We start from the raw sequence: 23,220 nt of genomic DNA on the forward strand, positions 1-23,220 counted from the left end.
GAGCACGGCGAGGCCCAGCGCCTCGGAGTACCCGTCGCCGAACTCCGGGGCGCCGCCGCACGGCCCGGCCGAAGAACCGTCCTCAAAAGCGCCGCGGGCCTCGCCGTCGGGACCGCCGCTCTGTCGGCCGCTCCCCGCGCCACGGCCGCCACGACCGGCAAGGGCGCACCCCGCACAGCCATCGTGGGAGCCGGGATCTCGGGCCTCACCGCGGCCCTCACCCTCCACCGCCCTCGACAACATGTCGATCCACGAATGGATCGCATCGCGTGTCCCGGGCGGGCACGGCTCCCCGCTCGGCCGCTCGTTCGACGTCGCCTACCACGTCGAGTACGGCGCCGACACCACCGACCAGTCCGCGCTCGCCCTCGTCCTGCTGATGGGCTACCAGACCAATCCGGGACACTTCAACATCTGGGGCCTGTCCAACGAGCGCTACCACATCACCGGCGGCAACGACCAACTCCCGCACGCCATCGCCGACTTCCTGCCCGACGGGACGCTGCGCCCCGGCTGCGCCCTGACCGCCGTACGCGCCAACGCCGACGGCACCCAGACCCTCACGTACACCGAAGCGGGCGCCGTCCGCACCGCAACCGCCGACCACACGATCCTGTGCCTCCCGCTGCCGGTGCTCCAACGACTCGACCTGACCAAGGCCGGGTTGGACACCCGCATGACGAATCTGCTGCGGGACGCCCGGATGGGCCACTGCACCAAGCTCAACATGCAGTTCTCAAGCCGCCCCTGGCGCGGCACCGGCCCCTGGCCCGGCGTCAGCGCGGGCGACTGCTTCACCGACGCCGACCTCTGGGCGACCGCAGGGGACTTCACCCGCCCCGGTCGGGTGCGGGTGTCGTCCTCTTCCTGCGTGGCGCACACTCGCTGAGCTGCGCCGCAACCCCTGGAGCAGAGCCGTACTTCCACGACTTCCAGGGCTTCGTGACTCCGCCGTCTCGCCTGCGCAAGCGGCTTCTCGCTCGGGTCCGTGAACCTCCACGACGGTCAAGCCCTGACCGCTGCCCGAAGGCAGAGCAGCAACACGTGAGGGCGGGGCCGTGTGGGCTGTGCGCTCCCCGAACGTGAGCCTATGGGAACGCACATCCGTAGAGCGCAACGCGGCGCGACCGAAGGGGAGCGCGCCGCCCGGGAGGTGATCGGGAAGCTCACCCAGGGCTCAGGGCCTAACCCCCGTACGCCCCCGAGGCCGTCAGCCGCAGTGCCGTGTCGATCAGCGGCACGTGGCTGAAGGCCTGCGGGAAGTTGCCGACCTGGCGCTGCTGCCGCGGATCCCACTCCTCGGCGAGCAGCCCCAGGTCGTTCCGGAGCGCGAGCAGCTTCTCGAAGAGCTTGCGGGCCTCGTCGACCCGGCCGATCATCGCCAGGTCGTCCGCCAACCAGAACGAGCAGGCCAGGAAGGCGCCTTCGTCACCCTCAAGGCCGTCCACGCCCGCGTCGTCGCCCGAGGTCGGATAGCGCAGGATGAAGCCGTCCGACGTCGAGAGCTCACGCTGGATCGCCTCGATCGTGCCGATGACGCGCTTGTCGTCGGGCGGCAGGAAGCCCATCTGCGGGATCAGCAGCAGCGAGGCGTCAAGCTCCTTGGAGCCGTACGACTGCGTGAACGTGTTCCGCTCCTTGTCGTAGCCCTTCTCGCAGACGTCACGGTGGATGTCGTCGCGCAGCTCGCGCCACTTCTCCAGCGGACCGTCCGCGTCGCCGGACTCGATGAGCTTGATCGTGCGGTCGACGGCGACCCAGCACATCACCTTGGAGTGCACGAAGTGGCGGCGCGGTCCGCGCACCTCCCAGATGCCCTCGTCCGGCTCGTTCCAGTGCCTCTCCAGGTAGCGGATCAGCTTGAGCTGGAGCAGCGAGGCGTAGTCGTTGCGGGCCAGGCCCGTCATGTGCGCCAGGTGCAGGGCCTCGGTGACCTCGCCGTACACATCGAGCTGAAGCTGGTGCGCGGCGCCGTTGCCGGCCCGGACCGGTGTCGAGCCCTCGTATCCGGGAAGCCAGTCCAGCTCGGCCTCGCCCAGCTCACGCTCGCCCGCGATGCCGTACATGATCTGCAGGTTCTCGGGGTCGCCCGCCACCGCGCGCAGCAGCCACTCGCGCCAGGCGCGGGCCTCCTCGCGGTAGCCGGTGCGCAGGAGCGAGGAGAGCGTGATCGCCGCGTCGCGCAGCCACGTGTAGCGGTAGTCCCAGTTGCGGGAGCCCCCGATGTCCTCGGGCAGCGAGGTGGTGGGCGCGGCGACGATGCCGCCGGTCGGCGCGTACGTCAGGGCCTTGAGCGTGATCAGCGAGCGGACCACGGCCTCGCGGTAGGGCCCGTGGTACGTGCAGTGCTCGACCCACTCGCGCCAGAAGTCCTCGGTCGCCGTGAGGGCACCCTCGGGATCGGGCAGCGCGGGCGGCTGCTTGTGCGAGGGCTGCCACGAGATGGTGAACGCGATCCGGTCACCCGGCGCGACCGTGAAGTCCGAGTACGTCGTGAGGTCCTTGCCGAAGGTCTCGGCCGGGGTGTCGAGCCACACCGAATCGGGCCCGGCGACGGCCACCGTGCGCCCGTCGACCTTGTGCACCCAGGGCACCACACGCCCGTAACTGAACCGCATGCGCAGCGCGGAGCGCATCGGCACCCGGCCGCTGACGCCCTCGACGATCCGCACCAGCTGCGGCGCGTCGGTGTCGCGCGGCGGCATGAAATCGGTCACGCGGACCGTGCCGCGCGGGGTGTCCCACTCGGACTCCAGGACCAGCGAGTCGCCGCGGTAGGTGCGCCGCGCCGCCGTCGGCGGTGGCGCGTCCGGGCTGTGCGCGGGCCCAAGGCGCCAGAATCCGTGTTCCTCCGTGCCCAGCAGGCCGGCGAAGACGGCGTGGGAGTCGAAGCGGGGCAGGCACAGCCAGTCGACCGTGCCGTCCCGGCAGACCAGTGCGGCGGTCTGCATGTCTCCGATGAGTGCGTAGTCCTCGATGCGCCCGGCCACGTGCATCTCCAGTCAAACGGCCACGTCGCCCTCGCGGGGCGCTCGCTCTACGGTCAGAGTTCGCTGTAAAACGAACTGCGCGAGCCTCTTGTTCCTGGAGAACGGGCGGGGGTGATGCCGTTGGTCGGACGGCTCGGCAGCAAGTGTCCGAGCAGGATACGACGCACCCCGGTGATCTGCGCGCCGGTCCGGACAACGCGGCTGCGCCGAACGGGTGAGCGCCAGGTGAGGCGGCTGTGAAGAGAGTGCCGGAGCGTGGCCGGAAGCAGCCTCGTCCCGTCGCTGATACCCTGGTAGCCCGTGAGCCGGTGGTCCTAGAACCCCCGAACCGCAGCGACGGCACCTCCCCGAATCCCTGGTGAGAGCGCCGGCACGCATCCTCCAGACCGCGACCACGGGAGCCCCCCTTTGGCTATGCAGCCCAAATCCACGACGACCAAGCACATCTTCGTCACCGGGGGTGTCGCCTCTTCCCTCGGCAAGGGTCTGACTGCCTCCAGCCTGGGTGCGCTCCTCAAGGCTCGTGGCCTGCGCGTCACCATGCAGAAGCTCGACCCGTACCTGAACGTCGACCCGGGCACGATGAACCCCTTCCAGCACGGCGAGGTGTTCGTCACCAACGACGGCGCCGAGACCGACCTGGACATCGGCCACTACGAGCGCTTCCTCGACGTCGACCTCGACGGCTCGGCCAACGTCACCACCGGCCAGGTCTACTCGCAGGTCATCGCCAAGGAGCGGCGCGGCGAGTACCTGGGCGACACCGTGCAGGTCATCCCGCACATCACCAACGAGATCAAGCACCGCATCCGCCGCATGGCCACGGACGACGTGGACGTCGTCATCACCGAGGTCGGCGGCACGGTCGGCGACATCGAGTCCCTGCCCTTCCTGGAGACCGTCCGCCAGGTCCGCCACGAGGTCGGCCGCGACAACGTCTTCGTCGTGCACATCTCGCTGCTGCCCTACATCGGCCCCTCCGGCGAGCTGAAGACCAAGCCGACCCAGCACTCCGTCGCCGCCCTGCGCAACATCGGCATCCAGCCGGACGCCATCGTGCTGCGCGCCGACCGCGAGGTGCCGCTGTCCATCAAGCGCAAGATCTCGCTGATGTGCGACGTCGACGAGGACGCGGTGGTCGCGGCCATCGACGCCAAGTCGATCTACGACATCCCGAAGGTCCTGCACACCGAGGGCCTTGACGCCTACGTCGTCCGCAAGCTGGACCTCCCGTTCCGCGATGTGAACTGGACCCAGTGGGAGGACCTCCTGGACCGGGTGCACAACCCGGACCACGAGGTCACCATCGCGCTGGTCGGCAAGTACATCGACCTGCCCGACGCGTACCTCTCCATCACCGAGGCCATGCGCGCCGGCGGCTTCGCCAACAAGGCCCGCGTCAAGGTCAAGTGGGTCACCTCGGACGACTGCAAGACCCCGGCGGGCGCCAAGAAGCAGCTCGCCGACTGCGACGCGATCCTGATCCCCGGCGGCTTCGGCGACCGTGGTGTCTCCGGCAAGGTCGGCGCGATCCAGTACGCCCGCGAGAACAAGGTGCCGCTGCTCGGCATCTGCCTCGGCCTGCAGTGCATCGTCATCGAGGCCGCCCGCAACCTCGCGGACATCCCCGACGCCAACTCCACCGAGTTCGACGCCGCGACCTCCCACCCGGTCATCTCGACCATGGCCGAGCAGCTCGACATCGTCGCGGGCGAGGGCGACATGGGCGGCACGATGCGCCTGGGCATGTACCCGGCCAAGCTCGCCGAGGGCTCGATCGCGCGTGAGGTGTACGACGGCAAGGAGTACGTCGAGGAGCGCCACCGCCACCGCTACGAGGTGAACAACGCCTACCGCGGCGAGCTGGAGAAGAAGGCCGGCCTGCAGTTCTCCGGCACCTCCCCGGACGGCAAGCTCGTCGAGTACGTCGAGTACCCGCGCGACGTCCACCCCTACCTGGTCGCCACGCAGGCCCACCCGGAGCTGCGCTCGCGCCCGACGCGTCCGCACCCGCTCTTCGCCGGTCTGGTGAAGGCGGCCGTGGAGCGCCAGACGGCGGCCAAGAAGGGCAAGTAACACAAGGGTTGTACGGTTGCCGGGGTACGCGTCTTTCGAGGTGCGTGCCCCGGTTTCTGTTTGTGTGCGTGTGGGAGGACAGGGCGACATGACGATCAAGGACACCGCCGAGGAGTGGCAGGTCACGGCGACGGAGACCCCGTTTGTCGGCAACAAGACCTCCGTCCGCACCGACGACGTGGTCATGCCCGACGGGACCGTCGTCCGCCGCGACTACCAGGTGCACCCCGGCTCGGTCGCCGTGCTCGCGCTCGACGACGCGGGCCGCGTCCTGGTCCTGCGCCAGTACCGCCACCCGGTCCGCCAGAAGCTCTGGGAGATCCCGGCGGGACTGCTCGACATCCCCGGCGAGAACCCGCTGCACGCCGCCCAGCGCGAGCTCTACGAAGAGGCGCACGTCAAGGCCGAGGACTGGCGGGTCCTCACCGACGTCTACACCACGCCCGGCGGCTGTGACGAGGCCGTGCGCATCTTCCTCGCCCGCGATCTCTCCGAGGCCGAGGGCGAGCGCTTCGAAGTCTCCGAGGAGGAGGCGGACATGGAGCTGGCGCGCGTACCGCTCGAAGAGCTCGTACGCGGCGTGCTCGCCGGCGAACTGCACAACAACTGCCTCGTCGTGGGCGCCCTTTCGCTCACCGCCGCGCTGAACGGCGACGGCGTGGACGCGCTGCGCCCGGCCGAGGCGCCTTGGCCCGCGCGTCCCTTCGAGGCCTGAGCACACATCAGGGGGCGGCTTCAGGCTCCGGTGTGACGATCGGCTGATCCGATCGGGCGACTGTGTGCGCCGCGTGACGGGGGACGCGGCAGGGCCTGAACTAGGCTCTGGAAGCGTCCCGACCGGAGTCCCGGCGGGTTCGCGCGCAGGCGGACGGAGCATGGCCCGTGACGGATCAGGCGGTCGACACGGACGGTTCGGCGGCGGGCGGCGCGGTGCCGCGGCCCGCGTCGGCCCGGACTTCCGGGGAAGGCCGATTCACCGGCCGGCGCCGGGAGTTGAAGGAGCTCCGCGCCGACATCGACCGCGCGGGACTCGACACCATCTCGGGCCGCAAGGCGCCACGCGCGCGTGTGCTGCTCATCGCGGGACGCCCGGGCTCGGGCCGCACCTCCCTCGCGGAGGAGCTCGCCCGGCAGGTCGCCGACAACTACCCGGACGGCATCCTCCGCGCCCACCTCACGGAACCCGACGGCACGCGCGTGCCCACCGAGCGCTCCGCGCGGGAGCTGCTCGACGTCCTGGAGGTGCCCGCACCGCCGGGTGCCGACGAGGACGAGCTGACCGAGGTGCTCCGCGAGGCCCTGGCCGGCCGCCGGTGTCTGCTGCTGCTCGACGGAGCGGCCGATGCCGAGCAGGTCGACCCGTTGATCCCGGACGCGCCCGACTGCCTGGCCGTCGCCGTCTCCGAGGGCCCGCTCACCGGAATCCCGGACGTGCGGCCCTGCACGCTCGGCGGCCTGGACACCGCCGCCGGCGTCGAGCTGCTCTCCCGCGCCGCGGGCCAGGTGCGGGTCACCGTGGACCCGCGCTCCGCGGAGAGCCTGGTCGAGGCGTGCGCCGCGCATCCCGCGGCCCTCGTCCTGGCCGGCGGCTGGCTCTCCGTGCGGCCCAAGGCGGCCCTCGCCGACCTGGCCAAGCAGGTGCACGACCGCCCCGACGAGGGGTCCGCCCTTGCCCGCGTCTTCCAGCACTCGTACGCCTCGCTGCCGGGCCCCGCCGCGCGGATACTGCGCTTCCTCTCCCTCGCCCCCGCGGGCCACGTCGACCCGCACACGGCGTCCGCCCTGGCCGGCTGCTCGGTCTCCGCCGCCCGCACCACCCTGGACGACTTCGTGAAGCTCGGCCTGGTCAGGGCCGTGGAGTCGCCGCTGCCGCAGTACGAGGTGCCCGGCTGCCTGACGCCGCTCCTGCGCTCCCTCACCGAGAGCCAGGACCGCCCCGCCGAGGTGCAGCTCGCGCGGGCCAGGATGCTGGAGCGGACCGTACGCCTCCTGCAGTCCTGCCGGGCGATCACCGAACCGGACGGCTCGGCGGCCCGCAAGAAGCTCGCGGGGCTGCCGCGCGCCCTGCGCTTCCCGCACCGGGCGGCCGCCGCCGAGTGGCTGCGCATCCGGCAGCCCGCGCTGCTCGCCGCCGCCCGCCTCGCGGTCGCCGACGGGGAGCTCGACACCCTCGCCCGGCGCCTGATGGCGGCCCTGACGCGGGCGCTGGTCGCGCACCGCGGCACGGAGGACGCGGCTCCCGAGCTGTACGGCATCCATCAGCTGGTCCTGGATGTCGCCGAGCGCAGGGATCTGCCCCGCGAGCAGGCGGCCGCGCTGCTCAATCTCGCGGATCTGGATGCGCGCACGGGACGTACACAAGAGGCGTTGGTGCGATATCGGTCGGCTTTGGATGCCGGACGCAGAGCAAATGACCCGTACGCGACCGGCCGCGCAATGGAATCCGTAGGTGGCGCGTACCAGGAGCTGGGGGACTGGTCGCGGGCGTCGGACTGGTTCGGCCGGGCCCTCGCCCAGCGCCTCGGCCGGGACGAGCGTGCCGACGCGGCCCGGCTCTACGGCCGCATCGGCACGGCGCACACCTATGCGGGGCGCTACGGAGAGGCGCTGCGCAACTGGAGCTCGGCCGTCACCGGGTACCGCAAGTGCGGCGATGTGGCGGGCCAGGCAAGGGCGTTGAGCGAGCTGGCGCGGGTGCAGGAGTACGCGGGGCGGCCCGAGGAGTCGCTGCACACCTGCCAGGAGGCGGTCGAGTGGGCGCGGCAGGCCGGCGACGTACGTCTCCAGGCCGCGCTGCAGCTCAGGCTGGCCGACACCCTGGAGCGTCTCGGCGACCCGGCGGCCGCCCGGCTGCACCGCGCCGCCGCCAAGCGCATGCTGGGAACAGAGCTCGAGGAGGTCACAGGGCTTGCATCGAAGGACGGACCGGCGGGTTCCGCCTACGAAATCCGTAGCGCTTCCGCAGAAGATTGATGCATTGAAAGGCTAGACAGCGAGAAGTCCTTCATTAGACTGGCTCCGCCGCGTACTTCCGTGGTGTCTTCCGATGCGCCCTCTTGTGTATCGGTACGTAGTTCATTGCCCGAAAAATCCCTGAGCCAAGAGGACCGTGATCCACGTGAAGGTCGGCATCCCCCGCGAGGTCAAGAACAACGAGTTCCGGGTGGCCATCACCCCCGCCGGTGTGCACGAGCTGGTGCGCCATGGCCACCAGGTCGTCATCGAGCGCAACGCCGGTGTCGGCTCCTCCATCACGGACGACGAGTTCGTCTCGGCCGGCGCCCAGATCCTGGACACCGCCGACGAGGTCTGGGCCACCGCCGACCTCCTGCTGAAGGTCAAGGAGCCCATCGCCGAGGAGTACCACCGCCTCCGCAAGGACCAGACGCTCTTCACCTACCTGCACCTGGCCGCCTCCAAGGAGTGCACGGACGCGCTCCTGGAGTCCGGCACGACCGCCATCGCGTACGAGACGGTGGAGACCGCGGGCCGCGCGCTCCCGCTGCTCGCCCCGATGTCCGAGGTCGCGGGCCGCCTGGCCCCGCAGGTCGGCGCGTACCACCTGATGGCCGCCCAGGGCGGCCGCGGTGTCCTGCCCGGCGGTGTCCCGGGTGTGGCGGCCGGCAAGGCCGTCGTCATCGGCGGTGGCGTCTCCGGCTGGAACGCCGCGCAGATCGCCATCGGCATGGGCTTCCACGTGACCCTGCTCGACAAGGACATCAACAAGCTCAAGGAGGCGGACAAGATCTTCGGCACGAAGATCCAGACCGTCGTCTCCAACGCCTTCGAGCTCGAGAAGGCCTGCCTCGACGCCGACCTCGTCATCGGCGCCGTCCTCATCCCGGGCGCCAAGGCCCCGAAGCTCGTCACCAACGAGCTCGTCTCGCGGATGAAGCCGGGAAGTGTCCTTGTCGACATCGCGATCGACCAGGGCGGCTGCTTCGAGGACTCGCACGCGACCACGCACGCCGAGCCGACCTTCCCGGTCCACAACTCGGTGTTCTACTGCGTCGCCAACATGCCCGGCGCGGTGCCCAACACCTCGACGTACGCGCTGACCAACGCCACGCTGCCGTACATCGTCGAGCTCGCGAACCGCGGCTGGGTCGAGGCGCTGCGCCGTGACCACGCGCTCGCCCTGGGTCTCAACACCCATGACGGCAAGGTGATTTACAAGGAGGTCGCCGAGTCGCACGGCCTCGAGCACGTCGAGCTGGAGACGCTCCTCGGCTGATCCTGACCACTTTCGTCAACGAAAGTCGTCAATCTCACGCCTGCGGCCGGACCTTGAGAGGGGTCCGGTCGTATGCGTATGTCCGTGGACATGGTCAACTCGCCTTGAACGTAACCCTTTAACCGATTCGCCCACCCCGGAAATGTGCCAATGGCACCCCACGCGCCCTTGACATGGGGGCGTTCGATTGCCGACACATCGGGCCGGGTCCGGCGGATTGTGTTGCTGCGGACCGGTGACACGCCATAGAGTCGCCAACCGTCGGCATGGTGTCACGCTGACCTATCGAGAAATTTCCTGGTCACCAAGGAGGTAAGACGACTTGTGAATGAGTCGACATTTGCTCCCGGGGGTGGTCAACCAGGAATGTCTGCGCGGGGCCAAGGACCCGTGGGGCTCGAGGCTGTCGGCTCCGTCGCTGTCCGCACCTTCGAAGCCCGCCAGAAACCGCAGCCGACGCAACCGACATCGTCTGCACCCCAGAGCATGGATGGCCATCACGTGAACGCCATGGCCGGCGACCGGAGTGGCGAGAACACCACCCACACCCAACTCGCCGACTACGAGGAACTGCCCCAGGGGCACTTCTACGACCCTGACGCCGAGTACGAGCCCGATCCCGAGTACGCGGCCACGCTGGCCCCGGACGCGGCCCGTCAGCGCCGTGAGCGCATCGGCCCCACGGGACGCCCGCTGCCGTACTTCCCGATCCCGGGCCCGCTGACCGATCACGGCCCCGCGAAGATCATCGCGATGTGCAACCAGAAGGGCGGCGTGGGCAAGACGACGTCGACCATCAACCTGGGTGCCGCGCTCGCGGAGTACGGACGCCGGGTCCTGCTCGTCGACTTCGACCCGCAGGGCGCCCTCTCGGTGGGCCTCGGGGTGAACCCGATGGAGCTGGACCTGACGGTCTACAACCTGCTCATGGAGCGGGGCATGTCGGCCGACGAGGTGCTCCTGAAGACCGCGGTCCCGAACATGGACCTGCTGCCCAGCAACATCGACCTGTCCGCCGCCGAAGTGCAGTTGGTCAGCGAGGTCGCCCGAGAGTCCACGCTGCAGCGGGCGTTGAAGCCGCTGATGCAGGACTACGACTACATCGTGATCGACTGTCAGCCCTCGCTCGGCCTGCTCACCGTGAACGCCCTGACGGCGGCTCACAAGGTGATCGTGCCGCTCGAGTGCGAGTTCTTCGCGCTGCGCGGTGTGGCCCTCCTGACGGAGACCATCGAGAAGGTCCAGGAGCGGCTCAACCCCGACCTGGAGCTCGACGGCATCCTCGCCACCATGTACGACTCCCGCACGGTGCACAGCCGTGAGGTGCTCGCGCGGGTGGTCGAGGCCTTCGACGATCACGTCTACCACACGGTCATCGGGCGCACGGTCCGCTTCCCGGAGACCACGGTCGCCGGTGAGCCGATCACCACGTACGCCTCGAACTCCGTCGGCGCCGCCGCCTACCGTCAGCTCGCCAGGGAGGTGCTCGCCCGGTGTCACGCCGAGTGAGTCTGCCGGGGGCCGACGAACTGTTCCGTACGACCGGGGGGATGGCGCTGCAGTCGTCGTCTCCGCGACGCCAGACCAATGGCGAGCCGCGGGTGCCGGCGCCCGCGGGGGAGAGCGACGAGACCGCCGCCGGTGACTCCCCCGGGGGCGCGGGCGACGCGGACGGCGGTGAGTCCGCCGAACACGGCGCCGCCGACGCGGAGTCGGGGGCCGGGGAATCCCGTAGCCGCACGGCGTCCGCCGAGGGCGAGAAGGGCGGCGGCCGGTCCGCAGGCTCCGCCTCCACCGCGCAGGCGCGGCGGCGTGCCCGTGCCGCCAACCGGCGGCCGAGCGGGCGTGAGCGGCACGACGAGAAGATCACCGTGTACGTGTCCGCCGAGGAGCTCATGGATCTTGAGCACGCCCGGCTCGTGCTCCGGGGCGAGCACGGTCTCGCGGTCGACCGCGGGCGGATCGTCCGCGAGGCGGTGGCTGTCGTCCTCGCCGATCTCGAGTCCCGCGGGGACGCGAGCATTCTCGTACGACGGCTGCGTGGGCGGTAGGGGTAGCCTTCCCGCCGATGCCCCTGAACGACGATTCCGCACCGCCTGCCCGGCGCCGTGCCCTGGGGCGTGGCCCCGGAGCGGAGCCTTCTTCGCCTGAGGCCGGTTCTGAAGCCGCGGACCGTGGTGGGTTGTGCCCACCCGTTCCGCCGTGCGGAACGCCTGCCCACAACGGGGACGACTCGGACGCGCCCCCGGCCGAGCCTGACGACGGGCGGTTCAAGGTTCGGCTCGCGAACTTCGAAGGGCCCTTCGATCTGCTGCTTCAGCTCATCTCGAAGCACAAGCTCGATGTCACCGAAGTCGCGCTGTCCAAGGTGACCGACGAGTTCATGGCGCACATCCGGGCCATGGGACCCGACTGGGATCTCGACCAGACCACCGAGTTCCTGGTGGTCGCCGCGACCCTGCTCGACCTCAAGGCGGCCCGGCTGCTGCCCACTGCCGAGGTCGAGGACGAGGCGGATCTCGCGCTGCTCGAAGCGCGGGACCTGCTCTTCGCGCGGCTCCTTCAGTACCGCGCGTACAAACAGATCGCGGACATCTTCAGCGGGCGTCTTGAGGAGGAGGCGCGGCGCTACCCGCGGACCGTGGGGCTTGAGCCGCACCATGCCGAGCTGCTGCCCGAGGTCGTCATCAGCATCGGCGCCGAGGGGTTCGCCCGGCTCGCCGTGAAGGCGATGCAGCCGCGGGCGAAGCCTCAGGTGTACGTCGACCACATCCATGCCCCGCTGGTCTCCGTGCAGGAGCAGGCGGGGGTGGTCGTGGCCCGGCTGCGGGAGCGCGGCGAGGTCAGCTTCCAGGTGCTGGTCGAGGACGCGGGGGACACCCTCACCGTGGTCGCCCGCTTCCTGGCGCTGCTCGAGCTGTACCGCGAGAAGGCCGTGGCCCTGGACCAGGAGGACGCCCTGGGCGAGCTGATGGTGCGGTGGACCGGCGGCGACGGCGACGGGCAGCCGGCGGTGACCGACGAATTCGACCGGGCCCCGGAGCTGCCGGGCGAGACGAGCGAGGAGCAGACCGCATGAGCAGTCCCGCGGGAGACCTGGCCGGCGCCGTCGCCGATCTGGAGCTGCGGCCCGCCCTGGAGGCCGTCCTCATGGTCGTCGACGAACCGGCCACCGAGGAGCACCTCGCCAAGGTCCTCGACCGGCCCCGGCGGCAGATCGCCGACGCGCTGCGCGAGCTGGCCGACGAGTACACCGTGCAGCAGCGGGGCTTCGAGCTGCGGCTCGTGGCGGGCGGCTGGCGGTTCTACACGCGTCCCGAGTACGCGGCGGCGGTCGAACGCTTCGTGCTCGACGGGCAGCAGGCCCGGCTCACCCAGGCGGCTCTGGAGACCCTCGCGGTCGTCGCGTACCGCCAGCCGGTCAGCCGTTCCCGGGTCTCCGCCGTGCGCGGAGTGAACTGTGACGGCGTGATGCGCACCCTTCTCCAGAGGGGTCTGGTGGACGAGGCGGGCGCGGAACCCGAAACAGGTGCGATCCTGTACAGGACGACGAACTACTTTCTGGAGCGGATGGGCCTGCGTGGCCTTGACGAGCTCCCGGAGCTCGCGCCCTTCCTCCCCGAGGCGGACGCGATCGAGGCCGAGACGCAGGAAGGTGTCCCGTCGTTCGACCCGGATGCTCCTGATGCGCCGGGTTACGAGGACGCAGACGACTAACGGAAATTTGATGCGAAGCAGCAGCGGCAGGAACAGCAGCGGAAACAACGGCGGGAGCCGTGGTGGCAACAGCGGCGGCCGAGGCAGCAGCGGTGGCCGCGGCAATTACCGGGGTGCCGGTAACAGCCGCGACGACAAGCAGGGCGGCAGCGGCCGTCCGAAGAAGCCGCGTCCGGAGGAGCGGCGCTACGACGTAGGCACCGGCGGCACGCAGGACGGCCCGAAGTCGGGCCGTGGCGCCTCGGCGCGCGGCGGCGCCAAGGGCGGCCCCAAGCAGGGCCAGGGCAGCGCACGGGGTCGTTGGGCTCCGGCCACCTCCCGTGAGTACGACGCGCGGGCCGAGGAGCGCAACCGCGAGCGGTACGCGGGCAAGCCGAAGACCAACCTGCCCAAGACCTTCCCGGGCGCCGAGCAGGAGGGCGAGCGGCTGCAGAAGATCCTCGCCCGCGCGGGCTACGGCTCGCGCCGTGCCTGTGAGGAGCTGGTCGAGCAGGCCCGTGTCGAGGTCAACGGCGAGATCGTGCTCGAGCAGGGCATGCGGGTCGACCCGGAGAAGGACGAGATCAAGGTCGACGGCCTGACGGTGGCGACCCAGTCGTACCAGTTCTTCGCCCTGAACAAGCCCGCCGGCGTCGTCTCCACCATGGAGGACAGCGAAGGCCGCCAGTGCCTGGGTGACTACACGAACAACCGTGAGACGCGGCTGTTCCACGTGGGTCGGCTCGACACCGAGACCGAGGGCGTCATCCTGCTCACCAACCACGGTGAGCTGGCGCACCGCCTCACGCACCCGAAGTACGGCGTGAAGAAGGTCTACCTCGCGCACATCGTCGGCCCGATCCCGCGCGACCTGGGCAAGCAGCTCAAGGACGGCATCGAGCTGGAGGACGGGTACGCGCGTGCGGACCACTTCCGCGTCGTCGAGCAGACCGGCAAGAACTACCTGGTCGAGGTGACCCTGCACGAGGGCCGCAAGCACATCGTGCGGCGCATGCTGGCCGAGGCCGGGTTCCCGGTCGACAAGCTGGTGCGGGTGGCCTTCGGGCCGATCACCCTCGGCGACCAGAAGTCGGGGTGGCTGCGCAGGCTCTCGAACACCGAGGTCGGCATGCTGATGCAGGAAGTCGACCTGTAGACAGCGCTCAGGGGTTGTGACTGCCCGTCCACTCTCTTTATAGTCTTCATGACTATTAAGGGGGTGGGCGGGCATGCCTGTGTCCGGGACCTACGACAAGTACGCCTTCGAGCCGTTCGCCGTCACCGTCGACCTCGCCGTGTTCACCGTCCGCGCGGGCCTGCTGCACGTGCTGCTCATCGAGCGGGGCCAGGAGCCGTACGCGGGACGCTGGGCGCTGCCCGGCGGGTTCGTGCTCCCCGAGGAGTCGGCCGAGACCGCGGCGGGCCGTGAGCTCGCCGAGGAGACCGGCCTCACGGACACCGCCGGGCTCCACCTGGAGCAGCTGCGCACCTACAGCGAACCGGACCGCGACCCTCGGATGCGGGTCGTCTCGGTGGCGTTCGCGGCGCTCGTGCCCGATCCGCCCGAGGTGCGCGGCGGCAGCGACGCCGCCCGAGCCGCCTGGCTGCCCTACGGCTCCGCGTACGGGCCGCTCGCCTTCGATCACGAGCGGATCCTCGCCGACGCCCATGACCGCGTCCGCGCCAAGTTGGAGTACACCGGCCTCGCCACGGCCTTCTGCCCGCCCGAGTTCACGCTCGGCGAGCTGCGGCAGGTCTACGAGACGGTGTGGGGCGTCGGGCTCGACCCGGCCAACTTCCGGCGCAAGGTGCTCGGCACGCCCGGCTTCGTCGCAGCGATCCCCGGGGCCGCGCGCCTGACCGGCGGGCGCGGAAAGCCCGCAGCCCTCTACCGCGCGGGCGGCGCCACCGAGCTGCACCCGCCCCTTCTCCGCCCCTCGACCAGTGCCTCGGATCTCTCGGAAGGAAAGACATCATGAAGCGCGCCGCCACCGGATCCCTGATCGGGCTCGCCCTCGGGGACGCGCTCGGGTTCCCGACCGAGTTCAACGACGTACCCTCGATCCTCGCCAAGTGCGGGCCCTGGCGGGAGATGGAGCTGCCGAAGCCCGCGTTCGTCACGGACGACACGCAGATGACGCTCGCGCTGGGCCGTGCGCTCAAGGCCGCGTCCGCGCGAGGGCTCTGCGGGCCCGAGCGGTTCGCGCACCTCACCCGCCGGGAGTTCGTCGCCTGGAACTTCTCGCCGGACAACAACCGCGCCCCCGGCAACACCTGCGTCACCGCCTGCGAGCTGCTCGCCGACGAGCAGCGGCCCTGGCGGGACGCCAGCCAGCTGCACTCCAAGGGCTGCGGCGCCAATATGCGGGTCGCGCCGCTCGGGCTCATGCCGTGGCTGAGCGAGGAGATGCGGGCCGGCGCCGCACAGACCCAGTCGGCGCTCACCCACGGCCACCCCACGGCCCTGGCGGCCAGCGATCTCACGGCGTACGCGGTGAAGCTGCTCGCCGCGGGCACGGAACCGATGGGCCTGGTCGGCCTGCTCCGGTCGTACGCCATCGACAACCGCACCCGGTACAGCGAGGACTGGCTCGGCGACCTGTGGACCCGCTCCCAGGACCCGACCCCCGAGCACTTCATCGCGCGCGGCTGGGACGAGTGCCTCGCGATACTCGAACGGCTCGCGGCGGCGCTCAAGGACGCCAACCCGGAGACCGACCCCTGCCTGGCCACCGGCGCGGGCTGGATCGCCGAAGAGGCGCTCGCCACCGGCCTGCTCTGCTTCCTGATGTTCCCCGACGAGCCCCTCACCGCCCTGCGCAGGGCGGCCTGCACCTCAGGGGACTCCGACTCCATCGCCTGCCTGGCCGGTGCCTTCGCGGGCGCCCATCTCGGGGCGGACGCCTGGCCCGCCGAGTGGGCCGAGCGGATCGAGTACCGGACGGAGCTGCTCGAACTCGGGGCGCTCTGGGACGGGGAGGCCTAAGCCGCAGCTGCCGCCGACGCGCGGCGCACCCGGAACAGGAAGTCCTCGACCCTGCGTCGGTCCGGCTCCGGCGGCAGCGGCGTGCGGGCGGCGGCCGCGTCCGCCTCCGCCGTAAGACGGTTCATCCACGCCTCGACGTCCGCCCAGGTGACCTCGCCGCGTTTGACCGCGAGGAGGGGTTCGCGCTGCTCGCCCACGTCGATGACGAGGTCGCCGGTCCGCAGCAGGTCGCGGCAGCTGGTGAGGAGACGCAGGCGGGGGTCCCCCCCAGGCTTTCGGTACTGGGGGCGCATGGCGTGCTTCGAGCGGGGCGCGCCGTGCAGGCGTACGTCCGCGTCGAGCTTTTTGCGCTGGCCGAGCGCGTAGCCCGCGAAGCTCGCGTGGACGTGCCGGGACAGGAACGCCCCGCGCAGTGCGAGGAGTTCGCGGCCGGTGTCCGTGAGGTGCTCGACGAGCGGGGAGTGCAGGCACTCCAGGATGTTCGGGTTGGCGCGCAGCGCGAGCTCGCAGAAGCGCTCAAGCTCCCAGCTGAACTGCTCATCCGCTGGTCCGTCGGCATGCGTCGGCGGCTTCTCGAAGTGCCAGAAGAGCGGCGTGGGCGCCAGGAAGACGCCCCTGCGGTCGGTGTCGCTGCCGTCCGTGGCCAGGCCGAAGGCGCGCGAACCCATCACGCACGAGTAGACGGTGTGGTCGCGCACGAGGTCCAGGTCGCTCAGGCGCTGCATGGGGTGAGCGTACGGGCGACGGTCAGCCGAGCGTGATCGAATTTCCGGTGACCGTGATCTTCTGCGCGGGGAGCGGGCGTGGCGCGGGGCCTTCCGCCACCGAGGCGTCCGCCACGCGGTACTTGCTGCCGTGGCACGCGCAGTTGATCGTGCCGTCCGTGACCTCGCTGACCGTGCAGCCGGAGTGCGTGCAGACCGCGGAGAAGCCCTTGAAGTCGCCCTTCTCGGGCTGTGTCACGACGACCTTCTCGTCCTTGAAGACCTTGCCTCCGCCGACCGGGATGTCCGACGTCTTGGCCAACTCGTCGGCCGCGGGCGGCTTCTGGGACTTCTCGCCGCCGGAGGAGGACGGTGCGGCGGAGGACTCGGTCTCGGGCGGCTGCTCCGGCTCCGCGCCCTCGTCGCCGTACTTGCTGCATCCGGCGGCCAGCGCGACCGCGCCGCCGGTGGCGAGGACCGTGCGCCGGGTAGGGGGCGTACCGCTCATGTCGTCACTCCGAACGTACGGAAGAACCACAGCGCCGACGTCAGCCAGATCACCGTGAGGACCGTGAAGACCAGGCCTCCGATCACCGGAAGCAGCCAGCCGGGCAGCTTCTCCGAGCGGAGCAGCAGCATCTTGGCACTGAAGGCGCCGAAGAAGAAGCAACCGAGCAGCGAGTGCCACATCACGCGTGTCGAGTACGTCTGATAGCCGAGCGCGTAGAGGCAGTGCACCGCCACGGGCACCGACACCAGGAACGCGATCCGGCCCGACCAGCGGTGCAGCGCCGCCGACCAGGACGGGCCCGGGAGACGGCCGTACACCATGAACGCCGAGGCGACCTGGACGAGCGCGAAGGCGAACGCCGTCGTGCCCAGCCAGGCCTTGACCGCGCTGGTGCTGCTGAATCCGGCGAGGTTGAAGGCCGTGCCCTCCGGGTCGTGCGTCTTGCCGTACACACCGAGGCCGACCGCGACCGCCGCGGCGACCAGGGCGGGCACGAGATAGCGGGCGGGGTGCGGGCGGCGGTGGTCGCCCGTCGCGGGGGGCGGGCCGAAGCCGCCCTGGGTCGCGGCGTTCGGATCGACGCTCATGGTGGCTCCCTGGTCGGGCGCGGCGGGGTCGGGGTGCGGACGGGTCAGGGCACGACGGGGCGGGCGGTGAGGCGCCCGCCGTCGAAGGGCACGGCGCCGGTCTCCGGGTCCAGGCGCGGGGCGGGCGCGGGCTTGCCGTCGCGCTTGAGGATGCCGACCTGGCTGCCGTCGGGCAGCACGATCCAGCCGCCGTCGACCTCGGCGCCGCGCACCTCGGTGGTCGCGCGGTACAGGCCGGAAGGCTTCTTCGCCCGGTCCGCGGTGAAATCCCATGTCTTCTTGTCGATGTCGACCGTGCCGCGGACCTTGTCGTCGTCGCGCAGGGTGCCGTCCAGCTTCGCGCCGTGCTTGCCGGTCAGCCGCATCGAGCCGTCGTCCTCGACATTGCCCTTGAGCCAGGACTCCGTGTTCCGTCCGTCGCAGAAGTACGCGATGGCCTTGCCGTCACGGATCGAGATGGAGACGGCCGAGGTGTCGTCGTCCGTACGGCCCGCGTACTCGGCCTTGACCGGCGGCTTCTTCGACGGTTTCTTCGACGGCTCCTTCGAAGGATCGTCGGTCGGGCTCTTGGAGGGGTCGCTCTTGGAGGGCGCCGGTGACGCGGCACCGGGTGAGTCCTCTCCGTACGACGAATTGCCCGTCCCCGTCGTCGCGTTGAGCGACAGCATGAACAGGGCGAGCAGCAGCCCCCCGAGAAGCGTGTACAGCGGTCCCGAGCGCTTCATACGGGCCTCCCCCGAGGCGTGGGCCGTGCCGGCTCCTCCATGCAAGCGGACCCGCGCCCCCTGCGTCCAGGGCTGAACCGTCACGGATCGTTCCAAGTGGCGACAGAAGGCGATCAGGGCGACATTGGCACGTGGCGTCCGTCTCGGCAGGCGGGCGCCGCGCACTCGTCCCCCGGGGCCCTGACTACCCTTGTGAGCACAGCAAGTCGTAGATACACGAGCGAGGAGCAGCACTGTGGCGGTACGAGCGGTCCGGGGCGCCGTCCAACTGGAGCGGGACGCGGCCGACCACATGGACGAGCAGGTCAGCGAGCTGCTCACCGCCATCCTCGAGCGGAACGGACTGACCCAGGACGACCTGATCAGCATCTGGTTCACGGCGACGCCCGATCTGCACTCCGACTTCCCGGCCGCCGCCGCGCGCAAGCTGGGCATCGTGGACGTCCCGCTGATCTGCGCGCAGGAACTGGAGATCGACGGCGCGATGCCCCGCGTCGTCCGGGTCCTCGCGCACATCGAGACCGACAAGCCCCGCTCCGAGATCACGCACGTCTACCTCGGCGCCGCTGCCACCCTTCGCAAGGACATCGCCCAGTGAGAACCGCCCTCGTCATCGGCACCGGCCTGATCGGCACCTCCGCAGCGCTGGCGCTCGTCTCGCGCGGAGTGACCGTGCACCTCGCCGACCACGACCCCGGGCAGGCCCGCACGGCGGCCGCGCTCGGCGCGGGCACGGACGAGGAGCCCGAGGGCCGCGTCGACCTGTGCGTCGTCGCCGTGCCGCCGGCGCATGTCGCCGCGACCCTGGCCGACGTCATGGGGCGCGGGGCCGCGCGCGGCTACCTCGACGTGGCCAGCGTCAAGGGCGGGCCGCGCCGTGAGCTGGAGGCGCTCGGCCTCGACCTCACCCCGTACATCGGTACGCACCCCATGTCCGGCCGCGAGCGCAGTGGCCCCCTGGCCGCCACCGCCGACCTCTTCGAGGGGCGGCCGTGGGTCCTGACCCCGACCCGGGACACCGACACCGAGGTCCTCAACCTCGCCCTCGAACTGGTCGCGCTCTGCCGTGCGGTGCCGGTCGTCATGGACGCCGAGGCGCACGACCGCGCGGTCGCGCTCGTCTCGCACATGCCGCACCTCGTGTCCAGCATGGTCGCCGCCCGCCTGGAGGACGCCGAGGAGACGGCGGTGCGCCTGTGCGGGCAGGGCATCCGTGACGTCACGCGCATCGCCGCGTCCGACCCGGGGATGTGGATCGACATCCTGTCCGCGAATCCCGGCCCGGTGGCCGACCTCCTCGCGGCGGTCGCCACGGACCTGGACGAGACGGTGACCGCGCTGCGCGCCCTGCAGTCGGCGGACGAGTCCAAGCGGCGGGACGGCGCGGCCGGAGTCGAGGGCATGCTGCGGCGTGGCAACGCCGGGCAGGTGCGGGTGCCGGGCAAGCACGGGGCGGCGCCGGCCACGTACGAGATCGTCGCCGTGCTCATCGACGACCAGCCAGGCCAGCTGGCCCGGATCTTCGCCGACGCGGACCGCGCCGGGGTCAACATCGAGGACGTACGCATCGAGCACGCGACCGGGCAGCAGGCGGGCCTGGTCCAGCTGATGGTGGAGCCGAAGGCGGTGCCGGTGCTGAGCGCGGCACTGCGGGAACGGGGCTGGGCCATCCGGCAGTAAGAGGCGCTCGCGGGAGCCAGTAACCTTGTGCGGGGCGTGTCTGCGCCCCGCCTCCTTGCCCCGCGTCCTGAGAAAGGTGCCCGCACCCCGTGGAAACCGCCGAAACCGCCACCCAGGCTGCCGTCATCGTCGCCATCGACGGACCCTCCGGCACGGGCAAGTCGAGCACCTCCAAGGCCGTCGCCGCCCAGCTCGGCCTCAGCTACCTGGACACCGGCGCCCAGTACCGCGCGATCACCTGGTGGATGGTGAGCAACGGCATCGAGCTGACGGACCCGGGCGCCATCGCCGCGGCCGCCCAGAAGCCCGAGATCATCTCCGGCACCGACCCGTCCGCCCCGACCATCACGGTCGACGGCACGGACGTCGCGGGCCCGATCCGCACGACTGAGGTCACCTCCAAGGTCAGCGCCGTCAGCGCCGTGCCCGAGGTCCGCGCCCGGATCACGGACCTGCAGCGCTCCATCGCCGCGTCCGCCGAGAAGGGCATCGTCGTCGAGGGCCGTGACATCGGTACGACCGTCCTGCCCGACGCCGACCTGAAGATCTTCCTGACGGCCTCGCCCGAGGCCCGCGCGGCCCGCCGCTCCGGCGAGCTCAAGGGCGCCGACGTCAAGGCGACCCAGGAAGCCCTCATCAAGCGGGACGCGGCCGACTCCAGCCGCAAGACGTCCCCGCTGGCGAAGGCCGGCGACGCCGTCGAGGTCGACACCACCGAGCTCACGCTCCAGCAGGTCATCGAGTGCGTCGTCACCCTCGTCGAGGAGAAGCGGGCCTCGAAGTGAGTGCGGCTCCATCGGAACGCGGTGCGGAGGTCGGCCGCCGTATCGGCGTCGGCCTCATGTACGGGCTGTGGAAGCCCCGCGTCCTGGGCGCCTGGAAGGTCCCCGCGGCAGGACCGGCGATCCTGGCCGTGAACCACTCGCACAACGTCGACGGTCCGATGGTGATGGGCACGGCCCCGCGGCCCACGCACTTCCTCATCAAGAAGGAAGCGTTCATCGGCCCCCTCGACCCCTTCCTGCGCCGCATCGGGCAGCTGAAGGTGGACCGTGAGATCGCCGACCGCACGGCGATCACCCGCGCCCTCGGCGTCCTGGAGGACGGCGGCGTCCTCGGGATCTTCCCCGAGGGCACCCGGGGCGAGGGAGACTTCGCCTCGCTGCGCGCGGGCCTCGCCTACTTCGCCGTACGCAGCGGAGCGCCGATCGTGCCCGTCGCGGTCCTGGGAAGCACGGAGAAGCGCGGACGGTTGATAAAGGGGCTGCCACCGCTGCGCAGCCGGGTCGACGTCGTCTTCGGGGACCCCTTCGAAGCGGGCGACGGCAGCGGACGGCGTACGCGCAAGGCGCTGGACGAGGCGACCGTGCGCATCCAGGAGCGGCTCACCGCCCACCTGGAGAACGCCAGGCGCCTGACCGGGCGCTGAGCGAGACTTTCAGTAGTGGCCCGTCGCCAGAGAGAGACGGTCCACCGATCACCACGATGAACGACGAGGTACGGACTTCATGAACGACCAGATCCAGCCCGATGGCTCGGAGCACGAGCACGGTGCGCTTGGCGATGCCGAGTACGCGGAGTTCATGGAGCTCGCCGCGGAAGAGGGCTTCGACGTCGAGGACGTCGAGGGCGCGATCGAGGCGGCGGGCCACGGCCCGCTGCCCGTCCTCGCCGTCATCGGCCGCCCCAATGTCGGCAAGTCGACCCTCGTCAACCGCATCATCGGCCGCCGCGAGGCCGTCGTCGAGGACCGCCCCGGCGTGACCCGCGACCGTGTGACGTACGAGGCGGAGTGGGCGGGCCGCCGCTTCAAGCTCGTCGACACCGGCGGCTGGGAGCAGGACGTGCTCGGCATCGACGCGTCCGTCGCCGCCCAGGCCGAGTACGCGATCGAGGCGGCCGACGCGGTCGTCTTCGTCGTGGACGCCACCGTCGGCGCCACCGACACGGACGAGGCCGTCGTCCGGCTGCTCCGCAAGGCGGGCAAGCCGGTCGTCCTGTGCGCCAACAAGGTCGACGGCCCGTCCGGCGAGGCCGACGCCACCGCCCTGTGGTCCCTCGGCCTCGGCGAGCCGTACCCCGTCTCCGCGCTGCACGGCCGCGGCACCGGCGACATGCTGGACGCCGTCCTGGACGCACTGCCCGAGGCGCCCGAGCAGACCTTCGGCGCCGCCATCGGCGGCCCGCGCCGCATCGCGCTCATCGGCCGCCCGAACGTCGGCAAGTCCTCGCTGCTCAACAAGGTGGCGAACGAGGACCGCGTGGTCGTCAACGAGCTCGCGGGCACCACCCGCGACCCGGTCGACGAGCTCATCGAACTCGGCGGGATCGTCTGGAAGTTCGTCGACACGGCGGGCATCCGCAAGCGCGTCCACCTGCAGCAGGGCGCCGACTACTACGCCTCCCTGCGCACCGCCGCCGCCGTCGAGAAGGCGGAGGTCGCGGTCATCCTGATCGACGCCAGCGAATCGATCAGCATCCAGGACCAGCGCATCGTGACGATGGCCGTCGAGGCGGGCCGCGCCATCGTCCTCGCGTACAACAAGTGGGACACCCTCGACGAGGAGCGCCGCTACTACCTGGAGCGGGAGATCGAGACCGAGTTCCAGCAGGTCGCGTGGGCGCCCCGGGTGAATGTGTCGGCGACGACCGGCCGCCACATGGACAAGCTGGTCCCCGCGATCGAGACGGCCCTTGAAGGCTGGGAGACGCGCGTCCCGACGGGCCGTCTGAACGCCTTCCTCGGCGAGCTGGTGGCCTCCCACCCGCACCCGGTGCGCGGCGGCAAGCAGCCCCGCATCCTCTTCGGCACGCAGGCGGGCACCAAGCCGCCGCGCTTCGTCCTCTTCTCCTCCGGCTTCATCGAGCACGGCTACCGCCGCTTCGTGGAGCGCAGGCTGCGCGAGGAGTTCGGCTTCGAGGGCACGCCGATCCACATCTCGGTGCGGGTGCGCGAGAAGCGCGGCCGCAAGAAGTAGCAGCCACGCAGCGACGAACGGGTGAGGCCCCGCCTTCTTCGGATTCTTTGAGG

At 70.8% G+C, this 23,220-nt stretch carries 22 protein-coding genes; 17 read left to right on the forward strand and 5 right to left on the reverse strand.

Annotated features, from left to right (window positions below):
* Positions 1-241 precede the first annotated feature (241 nt).
* Positions 242-889 (forward strand): FAD-dependent oxidoreductase, encoded by a 648-nt coding sequence (locus tag ACFWY6_RS11055; protein ID WP_384687899.1) that lies wholly within the window; start codon positions 242-244, stop codon positions 887-889.
* A 295-nt stretch (positions 890-1,184) separates the two neighbouring features.
* On the opposite strand, the gene ACFWY6_RS11060 is transcribed toward ACFWY6_RS11055, so the two are convergent.
* Positions 1,185-2,990 carry a glycoside hydrolase family 15 protein gene (locus ACFWY6_RS11060; RefSeq protein ID WP_384687900.1) on the reverse strand — a complete coding sequence of 602 codons (1,806 nt, stop codon included), beginning with the start codon at positions 2,988-2,990 and terminating at the stop codon, positions 1,185-1,187.
* Positions 2,991-3,404: 414 nt separating this feature from the next.
* On the opposite strand from ACFWY6_RS11060, the gene ACFWY6_RS11065 reads away from it, so the two are divergent.
* The 11 genes from ACFWY6_RS11065 (at position 3,405) to ACFWY6_RS11115 (ending at position 15,982) form a co-directional block, all read left to right on the forward strand.
* Entirely contained in the window at positions 3,405-5,066 is a 1,662-nt protein-coding gene (locus ACFWY6_RS11065) for a CTP synthase (RefSeq protein ID WP_384687901.1), read from the forward strand.
* A gap of 88 nt (positions 5,067-5,154) precedes the next feature.
* Positions 5,155-5,781: an NUDIX hydrolase gene (locus tag ACFWY6_RS11070; protein ID WP_266868611.1), complete on the forward strand. Its 627-nt coding sequence runs from the start codon at positions 5,155-5,157 to the stop codon at positions 5,779-5,781.
* A 167-nt stretch (positions 5,782-5,948) separates the two neighbouring features.
* A complete protein-coding gene (locus ACFWY6_RS11075; protein WP_384687902.1) occupies positions 5,949-8,039 on the forward strand; it encodes a tetratricopeptide repeat protein in 2,091 nt (696 codons plus the stop codon).
* Between the two features lie 136 nt (positions 8,040-8,175).
* A complete protein-coding gene (gene ald / locus ACFWY6_RS11080; RefSeq protein WP_384687903.1) occupies positions 8,176-9,300 on the forward strand; it encodes an alanine dehydrogenase in 1,125 nt (374 codons plus the stop codon).
* A 366-nt stretch (positions 9,301-9,666) separates the two neighbouring features.
* Entirely contained in the window at positions 9,667-10,809 is a 1,143-nt protein-coding gene (locus ACFWY6_RS11085) for a ParA family protein (RefSeq protein ID WP_135331483.1), read from the forward strand.
* On the forward strand, positions 10,794-11,351 hold the full coding sequence (locus ACFWY6_RS11090; RefSeq protein WP_384687904.1) for a hypothetical protein: 558 nt from the start codon (positions 10,794-10,796) through the stop codon (positions 11,349-11,351). Before ACFWY6_RS11085 ends, ACFWY6_RS11090 begins: the two co-directional genes overlap by 16 nt.
* Positions 11,352-11,368: 17 nt before the next feature.
* Positions 11,369-12,379, forward strand: coding sequence for a segregation and condensation protein A (locus ACFWY6_RS11095; RefSeq protein WP_384687905.1), 1,011 nt, complete (start codon positions 11,369-11,371; stop codon positions 12,377-12,379).
* On the forward strand, positions 12,376-13,017 hold the full coding sequence (gene scpB / locus ACFWY6_RS11100) for an SMC-Scp complex subunit ScpB (RefSeq protein ID WP_384687906.1): 642 nt from the start codon (positions 12,376-12,378) through the stop codon (positions 13,015-13,017). Before ACFWY6_RS11095 ends, scpB begins: the two co-directional genes overlap by 4 nt.
* A gap of 10 nt (positions 13,018-13,027) precedes the next feature.
* The gene (locus ACFWY6_RS11105) at positions 13,028-14,152 is read left to right on the forward strand and encodes a pseudouridine synthase (RefSeq protein ID WP_361816096.1); all 1,125 of its coding nucleotides are present in this window, start codon (positions 13,028-13,030) and stop codon (positions 14,150-14,152) included.
* A gap of 73 nt (positions 14,153-14,225) precedes the next feature.
* Positions 14,226-14,975 carry an NUDIX domain-containing protein gene (locus tag ACFWY6_RS11110; protein WP_384687907.1) on the forward strand — a complete coding sequence of 250 codons (750 nt, stop codon included), beginning with the start codon at positions 14,226-14,228 and terminating at the stop codon, positions 14,973-14,975.
* The gene (locus ACFWY6_RS11115) at positions 14,972-15,982 is read left to right on the forward strand and encodes an ADP-ribosylglycohydrolase family protein (RefSeq protein ID WP_384687908.1); all 1,011 of its coding nucleotides are present in this window, start codon (positions 14,972-14,974) and stop codon (positions 15,980-15,982) included. Before ACFWY6_RS11110 ends, ACFWY6_RS11115 begins: the two co-directional genes overlap by 4 nt.
* On the opposite strand, the gene ACFWY6_RS11120 is transcribed toward ACFWY6_RS11115, so the two are convergent.
* Genes ACFWY6_RS11120 through ACFWY6_RS11135 form a run of 4 tightly spaced genes read right to left on the reverse strand, consistent with a single transcriptional unit; the run spans position 15,979 to position 18,509 of the window.
* On the reverse strand, positions 15,979-16,707 hold the full coding sequence (locus tag ACFWY6_RS11120; RefSeq protein ID WP_384687909.1) for a DNA polymerase beta superfamily protein: 729 nt from the start codon (positions 16,705-16,707) through the stop codon (positions 15,979-15,981). The genes ACFWY6_RS11115 and ACFWY6_RS11120 overlap by 4 nt on opposite strands.
* A gap of 22 nt (positions 16,708-16,729) precedes the next feature.
* Complete coding sequence (locus ACFWY6_RS11125; protein WP_384687910.1) at positions 16,730-17,194, reverse strand: Rieske (2Fe-2S) protein; 465 nt, start codon at positions 17,192-17,194, stop codon at positions 16,730-16,732.
* Positions 17,191-17,784: a DUF6529 family protein gene (locus ACFWY6_RS11130; protein WP_361816111.1), complete on the reverse strand. Its 594-nt coding sequence runs from the start codon at positions 17,782-17,784 to the stop codon at positions 17,191-17,193. Before ACFWY6_RS11130 ends, ACFWY6_RS11125 begins: the two co-directional genes overlap by 4 nt.
* Before the next feature lie 44 nt (positions 17,785-17,828).
* The gene (locus ACFWY6_RS11135) at positions 17,829-18,509 is read right to left on the reverse strand and encodes a hypothetical protein (RefSeq protein ID WP_384687911.1); all 681 of its coding nucleotides are present in this window, start codon (positions 18,507-18,509) and stop codon (positions 17,829-17,831) included.
* A 235-nt stretch (positions 18,510-18,744) separates the two neighbouring features.
* On the opposite strand from ACFWY6_RS11135, the gene aroH reads away from it, so the two are divergent.
* From aroH to der, 5 genes are all read left to right on the forward strand, one after another.
* Positions 18,745-19,107, forward strand: a complete 363-nt coding sequence (gene aroH / locus ACFWY6_RS11140; RefSeq protein WP_135335566.1) for a chorismate mutase — start codon at positions 18,745-18,747, stop codon at positions 19,105-19,107.
* The gene (locus ACFWY6_RS11145) at positions 19,104-20,189 is read left to right on the forward strand and encodes a prephenate dehydrogenase (protein WP_266868633.1); all 1,086 of its coding nucleotides are present in this window, start codon (positions 19,104-19,106) and stop codon (positions 20,187-20,189) included. The genes aroH and ACFWY6_RS11145 overlap by 4 nt, the downstream gene beginning before the upstream one ends.
* An 89-nt stretch (positions 20,190-20,278) precedes the next feature.
* A complete protein-coding gene (gene cmk / locus ACFWY6_RS11150; RefSeq protein ID WP_384687912.1) occupies positions 20,279-20,974 on the forward strand; it encodes a (d)CMP kinase in 696 nt (231 codons plus the stop codon).
* Complete coding sequence (locus tag ACFWY6_RS11155; protein ID WP_384687913.1) at positions 20,932-21,618, forward strand: lysophospholipid acyltransferase family protein; 687 nt, start codon at positions 20,932-20,934, stop codon at positions 21,616-21,618. Before cmk ends, ACFWY6_RS11155 begins: the two co-directional genes overlap by 43 nt.
* A 79-nt stretch (positions 21,619-21,697) precedes the next feature.
* Positions 21,698-23,167 (forward strand): ribosome biogenesis GTPase Der, encoded by a 1,470-nt coding sequence (gene der, locus ACFWY6_RS11160; protein ID WP_384687914.1) that lies wholly within the window; start codon positions 21,698-21,700, stop codon positions 23,165-23,167.
* The last annotated feature ends 53 nt before the right edge of the window (positions 23,168-23,220 follow it).

This window comes from Streptomyces sp. NPDC059037 (assembly GCF_042740015.1).
Taxonomy (GTDB): Bacteria; Actinomycetota; Actinomycetes; order Streptomycetales; family Streptomycetaceae; genus Streptomyces.